Source organism: Paraburkholderia phenoliruptrix (assembly GCF_019511605.1).
Taxonomy (GTDB): domain Bacteria; phylum Pseudomonadota; class Gammaproteobacteria; order Burkholderiales; family Burkholderiaceae; genus Paraburkholderia; species Paraburkholderia phenoliruptrix_A.
On record NZ_JAEUAV010000029.1, the window covers coordinates 24,528 to 42,777 of the forward strand.

Here is an 18,250-nt window from a genome sequence, read left to right on the forward strand (position 1 = left end):
AAAAGCGAAAGTGGCGCGGCAATAAAAAAGCCCCGCCGAAGCGGGGCTTTCATACCACGTGTTTTGTGGCTTACTGCTTCGAAGTACCGACAACTTCGACTTCCACGCGACGATCCGGTGCGAGGCAGGCGATGAGTTGCTTGCGGTTCTTCTGGTTGCAGCCGGTCGTGACCGGGTTGCGCTTGCCCTTGCCTTCCGTGTAGATACGGTTGGATTCGATGCCCTTGCTGACCAGATAAGCCTTCACAGCTTGAGCGCGACGCAGCGACAGACGGTCGTTGTACTTGTCCGAACCGATGCGGTCCGTGTAACCCGTTGCCACGACGACTTCGAGGTTCAGGCCTTGAATCTTCGATGCCAGATCGTCCAGCTTTTCCTTGCCGGCCGGCTTCAGGATAGCCTTGTCGAAGTCGAACAGTGCGTCAGCCTGGTAGGTGATCTTCTGGCTGGTGATGGCCGGTGCCGGTGCGACCGGAGCCGGCGGCGTCGGAGCCTGGGCGACCAGTGCGCCGTCGCACTTGGCGTTAGCCGTTGCCGGCGTCCAGAATGCATCGCGCCAGCAAAGCTCGTTCGTGCCGTTCATCCACACGTATTCGCCAGTACCATTCACCCAGTTGTCATTGGTAGCTTGTCGCGACGCCGGCACCGACTGTGCCATGGCGGATGCAGCCATAACCGCGGTAGCTGCAATGAACGCGAGCTTTGAAAGTTTATTCATATTTCTCCTCTCGAAATTGAGATTACCGCAGGTTTACTGCGAGCCTGTTGACGAAGACAAGTCATACATTGCTCGAAGTATAACATTGGTGCGGAACAAAAAACGCTGTGTCTAGACTTCGAGCAGTGTCTGACTCTTTGTGCGTTGGCATTTTGCCATATCGTTCCCTTCCGACGATAAAAAAATCCGCCCCCGATCAAATCGCCTTCCAATTGTGGTGCATGCGCAACACAACAATCGCCCGGAGTGTCCCGCCAGACATGGCTGAGCGGCGATTTGCCCTACGCACGAATCGAGCCTGACCCGCCCCAAAATCATGCTTCGCGGAACTTTTTCGCGGGGCGCTGCTGATAGGTATACGTCCTGCCGCCGGGGAGGGATTGGCGGCATGTTAGAATCGCGTGATGCGTTGCGCCTGCAATGCTTACGCGAAGGTGCCGGGTTCTCGCCGCCTTCGCACGTAAAAGATACGGATAATGGATCAATTCGCCAAAGAGACTCTGCCAATCTCCCTCGAGGAGGAAATGCGCCGTTCGTATCTCGATTACGCGATGAGCGTGATCGTAGGGCGTGCGCTTCCCGATGTTCGCGATGGCCTGAAGCCGGTGCACCGGCGCGTGCTGTATGCGATGCACGAGCTGAACAACGACTGGAACCGCGCGTACAAGAAGTCGGCGCGTATCGTCGGCGACGTCATCGGTAAGTACCACCCGCACGGCGACACGGCTGTATACGACACCATCGTCCGGATGGCGCAGGACTTTTCGCTGCGCTACATGCTCGTGGACGGCCAGGGCAATTTCGGTTCGGTCGACGGCGATAACGCCGCGGCCATGCGTTACACCGAAATCCGCATGGCGAAGATCGGCCATGAACTGCTCGCCGACATCGACAAGGAAACGGTCGACTTCACGCCGAATTACGACGGCAGCGAGAACGAGCCGGCCATTCTGCCGGCGCGCATTCCGAATCTGCTGATCAATGGCTCGTCCGGCATTGCGGTCGGTATGGCGACGAACATTCCGCCGCATAACCTGAACGAGGTGGTCGACGCCTGTCAGCACCTGCTCAAGAATCCGGATGCGTCGATCGACGAACTGATCGAGATCGTCCCGGCGCCCGATTTCCCGACCGCCGGCATCATCTACGGCGTGGCCGGCGTGCGCGACGGTTACCGCACGGGCCGCGGCCGCGTGGTGATGCGCGCGCTCACGCACTTCGAAGAGATCGACCGCGGTCAGCGCATGGCGATCATCGTCGACGAACTGCCGTACCAGGTGAACAAGCGCTCGCTGCTCGAGCGCATTGCAGAACTGGTCAACGAGAAAAAGCTCGAAGGCATTTCCGACATTCGCGACGAGTCCGACAAGAGCGGCATGCGCGTCGTGATCGAGCTCAAGCGCGGCGAAGTGCCGGAGGTCGTGCTTAATAACCTGTACAAGGCGACGCAGCTCCAGGACACCTTCGGCATGAACATGGTCGCGCTGGTCGACGGCCAGCCGAAGCTGCTGAACCTGAAAGAGATGTTGTCGTGCTTCCTGTCGCACCGGCGGGAAGTGCTGACGCGGCGCACTGTATACGAACTGCGCAAGGCGCGTGAACGTGGCCACGTGCTCGAAGGTCTGGCCGTTGCGCTCGCCAATATCGACGAGTTCATCGCCATCATCAAGGCGGCGCCGACTCCGCCCATTGCCAAGCAGGAATTGATGGCGCGTCCGTGGGATTCTTCGCTGGTGCGCGAAATGTTGTCGCGCGCCGAGACGGAGAATGCGTCGGCCGGCGGTCGTGAGGCTTACCGCCCTGACGGATTGAATCCGTCCTTCGGTATGCAGGCCGACGGCCTTTACCGCTTGTCCGACACTCAGGCTCAAGAAATTCTGCAGATGCGTCTGCAACGCCTGACCGGCCTCGAGCAGGACAAGATCATCGGCGAGTACCGCGACGTGATGGCGCAGATTGCCGACCTGCTGGACATTCTGGCTCGTCCGGAGCGCATTACGGCGATCATCGTCGACGAACTCACGTCGATCAAGGCCGAATTTGGCGACGCGCGCCGCTCGAAGATCGAGTTGAACGCCACCGAGCTGAACACCGAAGACCTGATCACGCCGCAGGAGATGGTCGTGACCATGTCGCATGCGGGTTACGTGAAATCGCAGCCGTTGTCGGAATATCGCGCGCAAAAGCGGGGCGGTCGCGGCAAACAGGCGACTTCCATGAAGGAAGACGACTGGATCGACACGCTCTTCATCGCCAATACGCACGACCACATTCTGTGCTTCTCCAACCGTGGCCGCGTCTATTGGGTGAAGGTCTACGAGGTGCCGCAGGGCTCGCGCAACTCGCGCGGCCGTCCGATCGTCAACATGTTCCCGCTGCAGGAAGGCGAAAAGATCACGGTGGTGCTGCCGGTCAAGGAATTTTCCGCAGACAAGTTCGTGTTCATGGCCACCGCGTTAGGAACGGTAAAGAAGACGCCGCTGGAAGCCTTCAGCCGGCCGTTGCGCAAGGGTATCATTGCGGTCGGTCTGGATGACGGCGATTACCTGATCGGCGCCGCCATTACAGACGGTCAACATGACGTGATGCTGTTCTCCGACTCGGGCAAGGCGGTCCGCTTTGACGAAAACGACGTGCGGCCGATGGGCCGCGAGGCGCGCGGCGTACGCGGCATGCAGCTCGAAGACGGCCAGAACGTGATTGCGCTGCTGGTGGCGGGCGACGAGCAACAGTCGGTGCTCACCGCCACGGAAAACGGCTTCGGCAAGCGCACGCCGATCACCGAGTACACCCGTCACGGCCGCGGCACGAAGGGCATGATCGCAATCCAGACGTCCGAGCGTAACGGCAAGGTCGTCGCCGCGACGCTGGTCGACCCCGAAGCGCAGATCATGCTGATCACGACCACGGGCGTGCTGATCCGTACGCGCGTGTCGGAAATTCGAGAAATGGGCCGTGCAACTCAAGGTGTTACACTCATCAGCCTTGATGAAGGGACCAAGCTTTCAGGTCTGCAACAGGTTGCCGAAGCAGAAGCGGAAGGCGATCTCGAAGGCGACGCCGAGGGTCCCGCCGAAAGTGGTAACGGCGGTGAAGACGGTGGCGCGGCATGACCGGCGGCGGTGCTTCGCATAGGGTGACTGATTGAAAGCTCCGCGGGAAATAATGGCGTGTCGGGCCGACACGCTTCTCGTGCGGCGCGCAGTTCAAGTTAATTTCTATTAGGGAGTAATGATGCAGAAACGATTCAAACAACTGGCATTGCTGGCTGCCCTCGTGCCGACGTTTGCCATGGCTCAAGCGCTTCAGAGCCAGGCTTCGTCCGCTCCGGCGACTGCCGCAGCGCCGGTTGATCCGGCCAAGCAGGCTGCAATCAAGGACCTGCTGGACGCAATCGACGCACAGAAGCTCGTCGGTGCAATCGGCAACAGCGCACAAATGCAAGCGAAGCAACTGGTTCCGGCTATCCTTTCGGACGCGCTGAGTGAGAACAAGACGATGACGGACAAGCAGAAGCAGGCTTCCGTCCCGACGCTGCAAAAAAACGCAGTGCCGAAGCTGGTTGACGGCGCAGGCCAGGTCTTCGCGACGGACGGCTTCCGCCAGGACGCAATGCAAGCTCAGTACGATGCTTATGCAAAGTACTACAGCACGTCGGAAATCAAAGATCTGACCGCGTTCTACAAGAGCCCGACGGGCCGTAAGTTCATCCAGGTTCAAGACCAGGTTGGCCGCGACGTCGTGAACGGCCTGATGCAAAAGTACATGCCGCAATCGATCAAGGCGACGCGCGATCAGGCTGACAAGGAAGTTGCTTCGGTCAAGCCGGCTGCCAAGTAAGTCTTAGGCGAAAGCCGCGCAGAACCGCGCTGGCGCGCCTCGCGGCTGTCCGGTATCAGGGCGGCCGGGTTTGGCGGGTTAGCGGGGACAATGCGATAATGGCCGTTTGCGCGTATGCGCGAACGGCCATTGTTTTTTCGGCGCCAAATGGTCGATGGGTCCATGAGGTCCAGGAAGTCCAAGCGGTCCATGGTTAATGCCGTTGTCGCCGGGTTGGTCAACTGCCGTGGGCGGGCGTTCGTATCCGTTCAGGCGTAGCCACTTTCCGGTAGTCTGTTTCACGGCGGCCCGTCCACGGATTCACCATCCATCGATTCACCTATTCGCCGACTCATGCGCGATCTTTCGGGTTCGCGCCGCTTTCAGGATCTCACGATGCGCGTCTTTAATTTCTCCGCCGGCCCCGCGGCCATGCCCGAAGAAGTGCTGCGTCAGGCAGCCGCCGAGATGCTCGACTGGCAAGGCAGCGGCATGAGCGTGATGGAAATGAGCCATCGCGGAAAAGAATTCATGTCGATCCACGAGGAAGCGCTCGTCGATCTGCGCGAATTGCTGGCGGTGCCGGCGAGCCACCGGATCCTGTTCCTGCAAGGCGGCGGTCTCGGCGAAAACGCGATCGTGCCGATGAATCTGCTCGGCGCAAAACCGCGCGCCGATTTCGTGATTACCGGATCGTGGTCGCAAAAGTCGTTCAAGGAAGCGCAGAAGTACGGCACCGTCCATCTCGCCGCGAGCGGCCAGACGGCTGACGGCTTCACGCGCGCGCCGGCCTTCTCCGAGTGGCAGTTGTCGGACGATCCGGCTTACGTGCACCTGTGCACGAACGAGACCATCCACGGCGTGGAGACGTTCGAAATTCCCGACCTCGGCAATATTCCGCTCGTCGCGGACGCGTCGTCGCATATCCTCTCGCGTCCTATGGACATCGCCAAATACGGCGTGCTGTTCGGCGGCGCGCAGAAAAACATCGGCATGGCGGGCGTGACCGTGGTGATCGTGCGCGAGGACATGCTGGACCGGGCGCTGCCCATCTGCCCGTCGGCCTTCGAATGGAAGACGGTCGCAGAGAACAATTCGATGTACAACACACCGCCCACCTATGCAATCTACATTGCCGGGCTCGTATTCAAGTGGTTGAAAAAGCAGGGCGGCCTCGCCGCGATGGAAGCGCGCAATCTCGAAAAGTCAAAGCTGCTGTACGACGCGATCGACTCGAGCAGCTTCTATCTGAACAAGGTCGAACGTGGCTCGCGCTCGCGGATGAACGTACCGTTTTTCCTCGCGGACGAGTCGCGCAACGAAGATTTCCTCGCCGGCGCGAAAGCGCGGGGAATGGTGCAGCTCAAGGGCCACAAGTCCGTCGGCGGCATGCGGGCGTCGATTTACAACGCCGTCCCGCTCGAAGGCGTCAAAGCGCTTGTCGAATACATGAAGGAATTCGAACGGCACAGCGCCTGAGTGCCCCGCATTCGGCGCGCGCATCCTTTCCAGCAAGCATTTTTGCAGCAGCTACCGGCAGGACTGTTTTCACGCATGGACGACGAACTCAACAATCGGCTTAAACCCCTTCGCGAACGCATCGACGCGCTCGACGCGCAACTGATCGCGCTGCTCAACCAGCGCGCAGCGGTGGCGCTCGAAGTGGGCGAGGTCAAGAAGCATTTCAACGCGCCTGTGTTTCGGCCGGAACGCGAACAGCAGGTCATCGCGCGCCTGCAGGACATGAGCGAAGGGCCGCTGGCGAGCGAGCACATCAGCGCAATCTGGCGTGAGATCATGGCCGCGAGCCGCGCGCTCGAAAAGACCATCAAGGCGGCGTATCTCGGGCCGGTCGGCACGTATAGCGAACAGGCCATGCACGAGTACTTCGGTCAGTCGATCGAAGGTCTGCCGTGCCCGTCAATCGACGAAGTCTTCCGCTCGGTCGAGGCCGGCGCCGCCGAGTTCGGCGTCGTGCCGGTCGAAAATTCGACTGAAGGCGCGGTGTCCCGTACGCTCGACCTGCTGCTCGAAACGCAGCTCACAATCGGCGGCGAACTGGCGTTGCCGATTCATCACAATCTGTTGACGCTAAATGGCGGCCTGACTGGCGTGACGCGCGTGTGCGCGCACGCGCAGGCGCTCGCGCAATGCCAGCGCTGGCTCGCCACGAACGCGCCCCATCTTGAGCGCCAGGCGGTGTCGAGCAATGCGGAAGCGGCGCGCATGGCGGCCGGGGATCCGACCGTCGCAGCCATCGCCGGAGATCGCGCGGCGACTCACTACGGTTTGCAGGTTGCCTACGCGCTGATTCAGGACGATCCGCACAACCGCACACGCTTTGTGATGATCGGCAAGGAGCGCACGGGCCCGAGCGGCCATGACCAGACGTCGCTTATCGTATCGGTGCCCAACGAGCCGGGCGCGGTGTTCAAGCTGCTCGAGCCGCTCGCGCGCCACAGCGTTTCCATGACGCGCTTCGAGTCGCGTCCGGCGCGCGTGGGCACGTGGGAGTACTACTTCTATATCGATGTCGAAGGCCATCGCGATGATCCCGCCGTGGCGGCCGCGCTGACCGAGCTCGGTGAGAAGGCAGCATTCCTGAAGATTCTCGGCTCGTATCCGCGCGCACGCTGATGCTGCGCAGGCGGCGGGCAAGCGCGGGCTGGGCAGTCCGCCGACGCGCCCGCCGCGACTTTCCTAATAATCGTTCGGAGATTTCATGACAACGTCCTTCGGTCCTTCTTACGTGCGCGCCATTGCGCCTTACATTGCCGGCAAGCCGATTTCGGAAGTCGCGCGCGAGTTCGGGTTGGACGAAGCGAAGATCGTGAAACTCGCGTCGAACGAAAATCCGCTCGGCATGCCCGAGTCGGCGCAACGCGCGATGGCGCAGGCCGCGAGCGAACTGGGCCGTTACCCGGACGCGAACGCCTTCGAACTGAAGGCCGCGTTGAGCGAACGCTACGGCGTGCCGTCCGACTGGATCACGCTCGGCAACGGCAGCAACGACATTCTCGAAATCGCCGCGCACGCGTTCGTGGAGAAAGGCCAGTCGATCGTCTACGCGCAGTATTCGTTCGCCGTCTACGCGCTTGCCACGCAGGGCCTGGGCGCCCGTGCGATCGTCGTGCCGGCGGTGAAGTTCGGCCACGACCTCGACGCCATGCTGGCGGCGATCACGGACGACACACGACTCGTTTTCGTCGCCAATCCGAATAATCCGACCGGCACCTTCATCGAAGGCCCGAAGCTCGAAGCGTTTCTCGCGAAAGTGCCGCGCCACGTGGCAGTCGTGCTGGACGAGGCTTACACCGAATATCTGCCGGCAGAAAAGCGCTACGACTCGATCGAGTGGGTGCGCCGTTTCCCGAATCTGCTGGTGTCGCGCACGTTTTCGAAGGCGTTCGGCCTTGCCGGTTTGCGCGTGGGCTTTGCGATTGCCCAGCCTGAGCTGACCGATTTGCTGAACCGTCTGCGTCAGCCGTTCAATGTGAACACGCTCGCCCAGGCAGCGGCTATCGCCGCGCTGAACGATCGGGCGTTTCTCGAAAAGAGCGCGGCGCTTAATGCGCAGGGTTATCGCCGTCTGACAGAAGCATTCGACAAGCTCGGTCTCGAATATGTGCCGTCCGACGGCAACTTCGTGCTGGTACGCGTCGGCGACGACGATGCGGCGGGCAATCGCGTGAATCTGGCGTTGCTCAAGCAGGGGGTGATCGTGCGCCCGGTTGGCAACTACGGTTTGCCGCAGTGGTTGCGCGTGACAATCGGCTTGCCGGAAGAAAACGAGGCGTTCATCAGCGCGCTGGAAAAAACGCTCGCCACCGCCTGAGCGGCGAATCTTGACCCGCGCGCCTCGTCTGAACGGCGCGCTTTTTGTGTGACCCACGTGGCCGCGTTCTCTTTTAACAAACTGGTGATATTTGGTGTCGGCCTGATCGGCGGATCGCTCGCACGCGCGTTGCGCGAGCGCGGCGAAGCGGAGGGGGCGCGCACCGTGGTCGGCGTGGGCCGCTCGGCTCAGTCGAGCGCCCGCGCGCTGGAACTCGGCGTCATCGACAGCGCGGCGGCATTGCATGACGACGCCGCGTTGCGCGAAGCGCTTGCCGGCGCAGACCTCGTGCTGCTCGCGGCGCCGGTCGCCCAGACTCGGCCGCTGCTCGAGCGCATCGTGCCGTTTCTCGACGCGAACACCATCGTCACCGATGCCGGCAGCACCAAGTCCGACGTGGTAGCCGCGGCGCAGGCCGCGCTCGGCGCGCGCATCGGGCAGTTCGTGCCGGGGCATCCGATTGCCGGCCGTGAGGCGAGCGGCGTCGAGGCCGCGTTGCCCGATCTGTACGTCGGTCGAAATGTCGTGTTGTGTCCGTTGCCCGACAATGCGCCGCCTGGCGTGGAGCGCGTCGCCGCGATGTGGCGCGCAACCGGCGCGCTGGTGCGTGACATGACGCCGGAGCAGCACGACCGCGTGTTCGCGTCGGTCAGCCATTTGCCGCACGTGTTGTCGTTCGCGCTGGTCGAGCAGATTCTGAATTCGCCCGATGCCGCGCTGAAGTTTTCCTTTGCCGCGGGCGGCTTTCGGGACTTCACGCGCATTGCCGCGTCGAGTCCGGAAATGTGGCGCGACGTGTGCGTCGCCAACCGCGCCGCGCTGCTCGACGAGCTGGACGCCTACACGGCCGTCCTCGCGCGGCTGCGCGCGGCTATCGAGGCCGGCGACGGCGCCGCGCTCGAAGCGGTATTCGCCCGCTCGCGCGTGGCGCGCACCGAGTGGCAGGAACAGCGCGCGGGCGGCTCTGCACCGGCCGACGGGTCAAAATGAGGGCGTCGCGCTGAGTGCGTCGCCATAATCGGAAACTGGACTCAATCATGGAATTCCTCGATCTCGGACCCTTTTCTCGTGCGTCCGGCACGGTTCGTCTGCCTGGCTCGAAGAGCATTTCGAACCGCGTGCTGCTGCTGGCCGCGCTCGCCGAAGGCGAAACGACGATCACGAACCTGCTGGACTCCGACGACACGCGCGTCATGCTCGACGCACTCGAAAAGCTCGGCGTGCGGCTCAAGCGCGAGGGCGACACTTGCGTCGTGACCGGCACGCGCGGCGCATTTACGGCGCGCACCGCCGACCTCTTTCTCGGCAATGCGGGCACGGCGGTTCGTCCGTTGACGGCGGCGCTTTCGGTAAATGGCGGCGACTACCGCATCCACGGGGTGCCGCGCATGCACGAGCGGCCAATCGGCGATCTGGTCGACGGCCTGCGGCAGATCGGCGCGCGAATCGACTACGAGGAAAACGAGGGCTATCCGCCGTTGCGCATCCGCCCGGCGCAGATTTCCGCCGAAGCGCCGATCCGCGTGCGCGGCGACGTCTCCAGTCAGTTCCTCACCTCGCTGCTGATGACGCTGCCGCTCGTGCGCACCACGAGCGGCGTGAGTACGGTTCAGGTGGACGGCGAACTCATCTCCAAGCCTTATATCGACATCACGATCAAGCTAATGGCGCGCTTTGGCATCAACGTCGAGCGCAATGGCTGGCATCAGTTCATCGTGCCGGCGGGGCAGCGCTATCAGTCGCCGGGCACGATCATGGTGGAGGGCGACGCGTCGTCGGCGTCGTATTTTCTCGCGGCGGGCGTGCTGGGCGGCGGGCCGGTGAAGGTGGAGGGCGTCGGGCGTGCCAGCATTCAGGGCGACGTCGGCTTTGCGGATGCGCTCATCAAGATGGGCGCGAATCTGCAGATGGGCGAGGACTGGATCGAAGTGCGCGGGGTCGGCAACGACCACGGCAAGCTCGATCCGATCGACATGGACTTCAACCTGATTCCAGACGCCGCGATGACCATCGCGGTGGCTGCACTGTTCGCCGACGGCACGACCACGCTGCGCAACATCGCGAGCTGGCGCGTGAAGGAGACCGACCGGATTGCGGCCATGGCGACCGAGCTTCGCAAGGTCGGCGCGAAGGTGCAGGAGGGCGACGACTTCCTCATGGTCACGCCGCCCGAAAAGCTGATTCCGAACGCCTCGATCGACACCTACGACGATCACCGCATGGCGATGTGTTTCTCGCTCGTCAGTCTGGGCGGCGTGCCGGTGCGGATCAACGACCCTAAGTGCGTCGCGAAGACGTTCCCCGATTATTTCGAGCGCTTCGCGGCGCTCGCTCACCCCTGATTCGCGTACGAATCGCCTGACGTGCGACTTTTTAGATGAAACCGATCCGCCCCTTTCACCAGACGCCCGTCATTACGATCGACGGCCCCAGTGCCTCCGGCAAAGGCACCGTGGCCGCGCTGGTCGCCGCGAGCCTCGGCTTTCACCTGCTCGACAGCGGCGCGCTGTATCGGCTCGCCGCGCTCGCCAGCATGCGCTACGCGGTGGCGGCCGAGGACGTCGACGCCCTTGTGAAGCTGATCGATGATCTCCATATCACCTTCCGCGAGGGCCTCGCGCAACTGGACGGCGTCGACGTATCGGCGGAAATTCGCGCCGAAGAAGTCGGCAGCCGGGCGTCGGCGATCGCCGTGCACGCGCCGGTGCGCGCCGCGCTGGTAGCGCGTCAACGGGCTTTTCGCAAGGAGCCCGGGCTGGTCGCGGACGGCCGCGACATGGGCACCGTGATCTTCCAGGACGCCATTCTGAAGGTGTTCATGACCGCCAGCGTGGAGGCCCGCGCGGCCCGGCGGCATAAGCAATTGATACAAAAAGGCTTTTCTGCTAATATGGATGACTTGCTCCGGGATTTGCGTGAGCGCGACGAGCGCGACAGTCAGCGCGCAGCCGCGCCGCTTAAGCCCGCAGCAGATGCAAAGCTGCTCGATACGTCCGCCCTGTCGGTCGATCAGGCGGTCGAGCAGGTAGTGCAATGGTACGAAGCGCTGGTTGCTCAAAGCTGATCGAAGCAATGGTTTCAATCCGGCTCGGCGGCGGCCATAGTACGTTGCTGGTAGGTGCTTCGCGATGGTCGCGAAGTGTTGTATTAACCCCTTAACCCCGCGTGGCATTCGCAGTCTTGCCGTAGTTGCTGACCGTCCGGCCAGCCGGGCAGCGCGAGATCCATGCAAATTTTGATTTTTATGTCCGACCTGCAAACCTCTACCCCGAATACCGAATCTTTTGCGGCTCTGTTCGAAGAGTCGCTGACCAAGCAGGACATGCGCGCCGGCGAAGTGATCTCCGCCGAAGTCGTGCGTGTCGACCACAACTTCGTGGTCGTCAACGCTGGTCTCAAGTCCGAAGCCTACATCCCGCTCGAAGAGTTCCTGAACGACGCGGGCGAGGTAGAAGTGCAGGCGGGCGACTTCGTTTCCGTCGCGATCGACGCGCTGGAAAACGGCTATGGCGACACGATCCTGTCGCGCGACAAGGCGAAGCGTCTGGCTTCGTGGCTGTCGCTGGAAAAGGCTCTCGACAACAACGAACTCGTGACCGGCACGATCACGGGCAAGGTCAAGGGCGGCATGACCGTCATGGTCAACGGCATCCGCGCGTTCCTGCCGGGTTCGCTGGTTGACACGCGTCCGGTCAAGGACACGACCCCGTACGAAGGCAAGACGCTGGAATTCCGCGTCATCAAGCTCGACCGCAAGCGTAACAACGTCGTGCTGTCGCGTCGCGCAGTGATCGAGGCGACCCAGGGCGAAGAGCGCGCAAAGCTGCTCGAAACGCTGAAGGAAGGCGCGATCGTCGAAGGCGTGGTGAAGAACATCACCGACTACGGCGCATTCGTGGACCTGGGCGGTATCGACGGCCTGCTGCACATTACGGATATCGCATGGCGTCGCGTGCGTCACCCGTCGGAAGTGCTGTCGGTTGGCCAGGAAGTCACCGCCAAGATCCTCAAGTTCGACCAGGAAAAGAACCGCGTTTCGCTCGGTATCAAGCAACTGGGCGACGATCCGTGGGAAGGCATCTCGCGCCGTTACCCGTCGGGCACGCGTCTGTTCGGTAAGGTCACCAACATCACCGACTACGGCGCATTCGTCGAAGTGGAATCGGGCATTGAAGGCCTCGTCCACGTGTCGGAAATGGACTGGACGAACAAGAACGTTGCACCGTCGAAGGTTGTGCAACTGGGCGACGAAGTCGAAGTCATGGTTCTCGAAATCGACGAAGACCGCCGCCGTATCAGCCTCGGCATGAAGCAGTGCAAGCCGAATCCGTGGGACGACTTCAGCCGCAACTTCAAGAAGGGCGACAAGCTGCAAGGCGCAATCAAGTCGATCACCGACTTCGGCGTCTTCATCGGTCTGCCGGGCGGCATCGACGGTCTGGTTCACCTGTCGGACCTGTCGTGGTCGGAAACGGGCGAAGAAGCAGTTCGCAAGTACAAGAAGGGCGACGAAGTGGAAGCCATCGTTCTCGGCATCGACGTCGAGAAGGAACGCATTTCGCTCGGCATCAAGCAGCTCGAAGGCGACCCGTTCAGCAACTTCGTTGCAATGAACGACAAGGGTTCGATCGTCGACGGCGTGGTCAAGTCGGTGGACGCGAAGGGTGCAGTGGTTCAGCTGTCGGGTGAAGTCGAAGGCTACCTGCGCGCTTCGGAAATCGCACAAGACCGTGTGGAAGACGCTCGCAACGTGCTGAAGGAAGGCGACAAGGTCAACGCGATGATCATCAACATCGATCGCAAGTCGCGTGGCATCAACCTGTCGATCAAGGCGAAGGACTCGGCTGAGCAACAGGAAGCGATTCGCGGCCTGGCTTCGTCCGATTCCAGCGCGGCTGCCACCGGCACGACGAACCTCGGCGCGCTGCTGAAGGCCAAGCTCGACGGCCAGAACCAGTAATTGAGGTACGCCCCCGCCTGCCGCGCGGCTCGTGCGCTCGCGGCAGGTGCCCCTCGCGGGGACAACGGGGGCGGCTCGGCGTTTTCTTGAGAGGTCTGCTGCAGTATGACCAAATCGGAATTGGTCGCCCAACTGGCTACGCGCTTTCCGCAACTCGTATTGAAAGATGCGGATTTCGCGGTGAAGACGATGCTTGATGCGATGTCAGAGGCGCTGGCCAAAGGTCATCGCATCGAAATTCGAGGTTTTGGCAGCTTCGGCCTGAACCGCCGTCCTTCCCGCGTTGGGCGCAATCCCAAGTCGGGCGAAAAAGTGCTGGTGCCCGAGAAGTACGTGCCGCACTTCAAGCCGGGCAAGGAGTTGCGTGAGCGGGTCGACCGTCGCGCGGGCGAGCCGTTGAAGGCCGAAGAGCCGGACGACGATCTGTAATTGCTCCGCTGTGCGCGCTGTGCAGTCTCGCAGCGTGGCGTCGGCGGCGTGAGCGGCCAGTGCCAGTCGGCAAAAGACCAGAAAAAGCGCCTTTCGGCGCTTTTTTTTCGCCCACGCATTTTCCGACATTGGCCGCCGCCTGGCGTTGCGTCCTGTTCCCTTGCGTTCTTGTCCGTGGTCAGTCTCGCGCGTCTGCCAGCAGCTTCATTCGCGCTCTCTGTGCGATTCTCTGTGCCAGGCGCTCCTCGTAATACCGGCCGCTTCCGCGACGCATTCAGACCCACCCACAGTTTTCTGTAAGCCCGCGCCTTGCCAGTTCCTGCCCAGCCGCGAGGGCTTCAATTACAATACGGGTCACTTCGGCGCGGGCAAACACCGTGGCGCGACGCGTCATCAGGCCGGCGTCACCCCGCAACTGCCGTGAAGAGATCTATTCATGAAATTTATCGTCTGGCTGATCCGTGTACTGGTGTTCGTGCTGCTGCTGGTGCTCGCACTCTCCAATACACAACCCGCTACGCTGAATTTCCTCGCGGGCTACGCCTGGTCGGCGCCGCTCATCCTCATCGGCCTGGCGTTCTTCGTGGTCGGCCTGCTCGCGGGCCTTGTTTCGTCCATGCCCGCCGTGGTGCGCCTGCGCATGGAAAACGGCCGGCTCAAGCGTGAGCTGCGGGTAGCGCGTGAAACGCCGGTGGCTGTCGAACAGCCGCCCATGCCACCGCTGATCTGATTGTGTCGTTCGCCGCGCGCCTTCGCGGCATCCCGTTCCCGCCTTTCGGCTCATTTGCATTCATCGCATGGATCTAGACTTCTGGTGGCTGCTCGTCATTCCCGTCGCGTTCGCGTTCGGCTGGATGGCTGCGCGCTACGACCTCAAGACGCTGCTGTCGGAAAGCGCCAATTTGCCGCGTTCCTATTTTCGCGGCCTTAACTTTCTGCTCAACGAGCAGCCGGACCAGGCGATCGACGCGTTCATCGAAGTGGTCAAGCTCGATCCGGAAACGGTCGAGCTGCATTTCGCGCTCGGCAATCTGTTCCGGCGCCGCGGCGAGACCGACCGCGCGATACGCGTGCATCAGAATCTTCTCAGCCGCGCCGATCTGCCGGTTAGCGAACGCGATCACGCACTGTTCGAGCTGGGCCAAGACTTTCTGAAGGCCGGCCTGCTCGATCGCGCCGAAGAAACTTTCCGCTCGCTCGAGACCGGCGACTACGCGTTGGGCGCACAGCGCGCGCTGCTCACCATCTACGAAATCGAGAAGGACTGGCTCAAGTCGATCGACACTGCGCGCCACCTGGAAACAATGGGCGCGGAGTCGCTCGACAAGGAAATCGCGCAGTTCCATTGCGAACTCGCACAGGAAGCGCTGCAGCAGAAAAAGCCCGACGAAGCGCGCCGCCAGCTCGGCTTCGCGCTGAAGGCAAATCCCACCAACGTGCGAGCCACGATCCTGTTCGGCGACGTCGACGCGGCCGCGGGTGCGCAGGAGGCGGCGATCGCGCAATGGCGGCGCGTCGAGGAACAGAACCCCGCTTATTTGCCGCTCGTCGCCGAAAAGCTGATGAAGGCGTACGAAGCGCTCGGCCGCGCGCAGGAAGGTGCCGACCTGCTCACGAGCTGGGTGGACCGCTACCCGAGCAACGATCTGCTCGACGTCGCGTATCAGCACGTTGCGTCGTTGCGCGGGCCGGACGCCGCGCATGCGCTTGCGCGCTCGCAGATGCAGAAGTCGCCGAACCTGGCCGGCATGACGCGCCTGCTCGAGGCGCAGCAGGCCGTCGCGGAGGAACCGCGGCGCAGCGAACTCGAATTGATGCGCACGCTGATCCGCCAGCGCACCAAAAATCTGCCGCGCTACACGTGCCAGAATTGCGGTTTCAGGGCGCGGCTTTTCTACTGGCAGTGCCCAGGTTGCAGCGGTTGGGAAACCTATGCGCCGCGCCGGGTCGAGCCGATCACCGCGTCGAACTGAGTTAGCGCACGGCTTGGGCCGCGTGTCCATGACCGGCTTTATCGCCGGAGATCATTACCGGAACCTTCAACCGGAAAGCGTATGAAAATCACCATTATCGGCACTGGCTACGTGGGCCTCGTCACAGGCGCGTGTCTCGCTGAAATCGGCAACGACGTGTTCTGCCTGGACGTCGATCCGCGCAAGATCGAAATTCTCAACAACGGTGGCGTGCCCATTCACGAGCCGGGCCTGCAGGAGATCATTGCGCGCACCCGGGCAGCGGGGCGCATCACCTTTTCGACGGACATCGAGGCGAGCGTCGCTCACGGCGACGTGCAGTTCATCGCCGTCGGCACGCCGCCCGACGAAGACGGCTCCGCAGACCTGCAGTACGTCCTCGAAGCGGCGCGCAACATCGGCCGTACGATGAACGGCTTCAAGGTGATCGTCGATAAGTCGACGGTGCCGGTCGGCACGGCGCAGCGCGTGCGCGCGGTCGTCGAAGAAGAGCTCGCAAAACGCGGGCTCGCCGGCAGCGACAAGCACCGCTTTTCGGTCGTGTCGAATCCCGAGTTTCTGAAAGAAGGCGCGGCGGTGGACGACTTCATGCGGCCGGACCGCATCGTGCTCGGCAGCGACGAGGACGAAGCCGGCTTGCGCGCGCGTGAACTGATGAAGCGCCTCTATGCGCCGTTTAACCGCAATCACGAACGCACGCTGTACATGGACGTGCGCTCGGCCGAATTTACCAAGTACGCGGCCAATGCAATGCTGGCCACGCGCATCTCGTTCATGAACGAAATGTCGAATCTCGCCGACCGGGTGGGCGCCGACATCGAGGCGGTGCGCCGCGGCATCGGCTCGGACCCGCGTATCGGCTATCACTTCCTGTATGCCGGCTGCGGCTATGGCGGTTCATGCTTTCCGAAGGACGTTCAGGCGCTGATCCGCACGGCCAGCGAAAGCGGTCACAACCTCCGCATTCTCGAAGCCGTCGAGGAAGTGAACTACCGGCAAAAAGACGTGCTCGTGCAAAAGATCACGCACAAATGGGGCAATGATCTGGCAGGCCGCACCTTCGCCGTGTGGGGCCTCGCGTTCAAGCCGAATACCGACGACATGCGCGAAGCGCCGAGCCGCCGCGTGATTGCGGAACTGCTCGCGCGCAGCGCACAGGTGCGTGCATACGACCCGGTCGCCGTGACCGAGGCGCGCCGCGTCTTCGCCATGGACCTGCATGACTCGCCGGACCAGCTCGCGCGTTTGCAATTCGCGAACACGCAGGACGAAACGCTTACGGGCGCGGACGCGCTTGTCATCGTCACCGAATGGAAGGAGTTCAAGAGCCCGGACTTCGCGCATCTAAAATCCGTATTGAAGTCGCCGGTCATTTTCGACGGCCGCAATCTGTACGAACCGGATGCGATGAACGAACTCGGCATCGACTATCACTCGATTGGACGCCCTTATGCACAACCCTCTGAACTTGCAGCCGATGCCTGAGTCCCGGCCCGACTCTATCGCAGCCTCGCCGTCGTCAGCGTTGACGGCGGTGCCGCGCGCACAGATCGCGGCGGCGCGTGTGCTCGTCGTCGGTGACGTGATGCTCGACCGTTACTGGTTCGGCGACGTCAATCGCATCTCGCCGGAAGCGCCGGTGCCTGTCGTGCACGTGCAGCGCCAGGAAGATCGCCTTGGCGGCGCGGCGAACGTCGCGCGCAACGCGGCGGCGCTCGGCGCGCAGGCGGGGCTGCTGTGCGTGGTCGGTCACGACGAACCGGGCGAGCGCATCGTGCAGTTGCTCGGTGAGAGCGGCGTGAACCCGCATCTCGAACGCGATCCCGCGCTGCTGACCACCATCAAGCTGCGCGTGCTGTCGCGCCAGCAACAGTTGCTGCGCGTGGACTTTGAGAACTCGCCGGCGCACGAGGTGTTGCTCGCCGGTCTCGCGCGCTTCGACGAATTGCTGCCGTCGCACGACGTGATCCTGATGTCCGATTACGCGAAGGGCGGGCTGACGCACGTCACGCAGATGATCGCGAGAGCGCATGCAGCCGGCAAGCCGGTGCTGGTCGACCCGAAGGGCGACGACTGGGAGCGCTATCGTGGCGCCACGCTGATCACGCCAAACCGCGCCGAGTTGCGCGAGGTGGTCGGTCAGTGGAAATCGGAAGAAGACCTGACCGAGCGCGTCAGCAGATTGCGCGCGGATCTGCAGTTCAAGGCGCTGCTGCTTACCCGTTCGGAAGAAGGCATGACGCTCTTCTCCGACGACGGCATCCTGCACACGTCGGCCGTCGCGCGCGAAGTGTATGATGTCTCGGGCGCGGGCGACACCGTGATTGCCACGCTCGCCACCATGCTGGGCGCGGGCGTGCCGCTTGTCGAAGCGGTCGGGCTTGCGAATCGCGCGGCCGGTATCGTGGTCGGCAAACTGGGCACGGCCACCGTCGACTACGACGAACTCTTTCATTGACGCGCCTGACGGGTCCTGACGCGAGAGCCTACGGGCAGCACGCAACAGGGACCGGTTG

The 18,250-nt window shown here is 62.5% G+C and carries 15 protein-coding genes; 14 read left to right on the forward strand and 1 reads right to left on the reverse strand.

Annotated features, from left to right (window positions below):
• Positions 1-70: 70 nt before the first annotated feature.
• The gene (gene ompA / locus JNB89_RS26620) at positions 71-718 is read right to left on the reverse strand and encodes an outer membrane protein OmpA (protein ID WP_013340148.1); all 648 of its coding nucleotides are present in this window, start codon (positions 716-718) and stop codon (positions 71-73) included.
• A 476-nt stretch (positions 719-1,194) separates the two neighbouring features.
• Here ompA and gyrA point away from each other — a divergent pair, with 476 nt between their 5' ends.
• The 14 genes from gyrA (at position 1,195) to rfaE1 (ending at position 18,192) form a co-directional block, all read left to right on the forward strand.
• The gene (gene gyrA / locus JNB89_RS26625; protein WP_083788055.1) at positions 1,195-3,831 is read left to right on the forward strand and encodes a DNA gyrase subunit A; all 2,637 of its coding nucleotides are present in this window, start codon (positions 1,195-1,197) and stop codon (positions 3,829-3,831) included.
• Between the two features lie 121 nt (positions 3,832-3,952).
• Positions 3,953-4,558, forward strand: a complete 606-nt coding sequence (locus JNB89_RS26630; protein ID WP_013340146.1) for a DUF2059 domain-containing protein — start codon at positions 3,953-3,955, stop codon at positions 4,556-4,558.
• A gap of 375 nt (positions 4,559-4,933) precedes the next feature.
• Positions 4,934-6,016 carry a 3-phosphoserine/phosphohydroxythreonine transaminase gene (serC, locus tag JNB89_RS26635; protein WP_220364187.1) on the forward strand — a complete coding sequence of 361 codons (1,083 nt, stop codon included), beginning with the start codon at positions 4,934-4,936 and terminating at the stop codon, positions 6,014-6,016.
• A 75-nt stretch (positions 6,017-6,091) separates the two neighbouring features.
• Positions 6,092-7,174 (forward strand): prephenate dehydratase, encoded by a 1,083-nt coding sequence (gene pheA, locus JNB89_RS26640; protein WP_013340144.1) that lies wholly within the window; start codon positions 6,092-6,094, stop codon positions 7,172-7,174.
• 85 nt (positions 7,175-7,259) lie between these two features.
• Complete coding sequence (hisC, locus tag JNB89_RS26645; RefSeq protein WP_220364188.1) at positions 7,260-8,372, forward strand: histidinol-phosphate transaminase; 1,113 nt, start codon at positions 7,260-7,262, stop codon at positions 8,370-8,372.
• A gap of 48 nt (positions 8,373-8,420) precedes the next feature.
• Positions 8,421-9,362, forward strand: a complete 942-nt coding sequence (locus tag JNB89_RS26650) for a prephenate dehydrogenase/arogenate dehydrogenase family protein (protein WP_220364189.1) — start codon at positions 8,421-8,423, stop codon at positions 9,360-9,362.
• 47 nt (positions 9,363-9,409) lie between these two features.
• On the forward strand, positions 9,410-10,714 hold the full coding sequence (gene aroA, locus JNB89_RS26655) for a 3-phosphoshikimate 1-carboxyvinyltransferase (protein WP_220364190.1): 1,305 nt from the start codon (positions 9,410-9,412) through the stop codon (positions 10,712-10,714).
• 35 nt (positions 10,715-10,749) lie between these two features.
• Positions 10,750-11,436, forward strand: coding sequence for a (d)CMP kinase (gene cmk / locus JNB89_RS26660; RefSeq protein ID WP_013340140.1), 687 nt, complete (start codon positions 10,750-10,752; stop codon positions 11,434-11,436).
• Between the two features lie 162 nt (positions 11,437-11,598).
• A complete protein-coding gene (gene rpsA, locus JNB89_RS26665; RefSeq protein WP_013340139.1) occupies positions 11,599-13,332 on the forward strand; it encodes a 30S ribosomal protein S1 in 1,734 nt (577 codons plus the stop codon).
• Positions 13,333-13,437: 105 nt separating this feature from the next.
• Positions 13,438-13,761, forward strand: coding sequence for an integration host factor subunit beta (locus JNB89_RS26670; RefSeq protein WP_006050255.1), 324 nt, complete (start codon positions 13,438-13,440; stop codon positions 13,759-13,761).
• 436 nt (positions 13,762-14,197) lie between these two features.
• Positions 14,198-14,491: a LapA family protein gene (locus JNB89_RS26675; RefSeq protein WP_013340138.1), complete on the forward strand. Its 294-nt coding sequence runs from the start codon at positions 14,198-14,200 to the stop codon at positions 14,489-14,491.
• Positions 14,492-14,558: 67 nt separating this feature from the next.
• The gene (gene lapB / locus JNB89_RS26680; RefSeq protein ID WP_013340137.1) at positions 14,559-15,734 is read left to right on the forward strand and encodes a lipopolysaccharide assembly protein LapB; all 1,176 of its coding nucleotides are present in this window, start codon (positions 14,559-14,561) and stop codon (positions 15,732-15,734) included.
• A gap of 81 nt (positions 15,735-15,815) precedes the next feature.
• Positions 15,816-17,219 carry a UDP-glucose dehydrogenase family protein gene (locus JNB89_RS26685; RefSeq protein ID WP_220364191.1) on the forward strand — a complete coding sequence of 468 codons (1,404 nt, stop codon included), beginning with the start codon at positions 15,816-15,818 and terminating at the stop codon, positions 17,217-17,219.
• Positions 17,185-18,192 (forward strand): D-glycero-beta-D-manno-heptose-7-phosphate kinase, encoded by a 1,008-nt coding sequence (gene rfaE1, locus JNB89_RS26690; RefSeq protein WP_013340135.1) that lies wholly within the window; start codon positions 17,185-17,187, stop codon positions 18,190-18,192. The genes JNB89_RS26685 and rfaE1 overlap by 35 nt, the downstream gene beginning before the upstream one ends.
• Positions 18,193-18,250: the final 58 nt, after the last annotated feature.

Coding starts and splice junctions, on each gene's coding strand:
- ompA (WP_013340148.1), bottom strand. CDS start 718: ATGAATAAACTTTCAAAGCTCGCGTTCATTGCAGCTACCGCGGTTATG.
- gyrA (WP_083788055.1), top strand. CDS start 1,195: ATGGATCAATTCGCCAAAGAGACTCTGCCAATCTCCCTCGAGGAGGAA.
- JNB89_RS26630 (WP_013340146.1), top strand. CDS start 3,953: ATGCAGAAACGATTCAAACAACTGGCATTGCTGGCTGCCCTCGTGCCG.
- serC (WP_220364187.1), top strand. CDS start 4,934: ATGCGCGTCTTTAATTTCTCCGCCGGCCCCGCGGCCATGCCCGAAGAA.
- pheA (WP_013340144.1), top strand. CDS start 6,092: ATGGACGACGAACTCAACAATCGGCTTAAACCCCTTCGCGAACGCATC.
- hisC (WP_220364188.1), top strand. CDS start 7,260: ATGACAACGTCCTTCGGTCCTTCTTACGTGCGCGCCATTGCGCCTTAC.
- aroA (WP_220364190.1), top strand. CDS start 9,410: ATGGAATTCCTCGATCTCGGACCCTTTTCTCGTGCGTCCGGCACGGTT.
- cmk (WP_013340140.1), top strand. CDS start 10,750: ATGAAACCGATCCGCCCCTTTCACCAGACGCCCGTCATTACGATCGAC.
- rpsA (WP_013340139.1), top strand. CDS start 11,599: ATGCAAATTTTGATTTTTATGTCCGACCTGCAAACCTCTACCCCGAAT.
- JNB89_RS26670 (WP_006050255.1), top strand. CDS start 13,438: ATGACCAAATCGGAATTGGTCGCCCAACTGGCTACGCGCTTTCCGCAA.
- JNB89_RS26675 (WP_013340138.1), top strand. CDS start 14,198: ATGAAATTTATCGTCTGGCTGATCCGTGTACTGGTGTTCGTGCTGCTG.
- lapB (WP_013340137.1), top strand. CDS start 14,559: ATGGATCTAGACTTCTGGTGGCTGCTCGTCATTCCCGTCGCGTTCGCG.
- JNB89_RS26685 (WP_220364191.1), top strand. CDS start 15,816: ATGAAAATCACCATTATCGGCACTGGCTACGTGGGCCTCGTCACAGGC.
- rfaE1 (WP_013340135.1), top strand. CDS start 17,185: ATGCACAACCCTCTGAACTTGCAGCCGATGCCTGAGTCCCGGCCCGAC.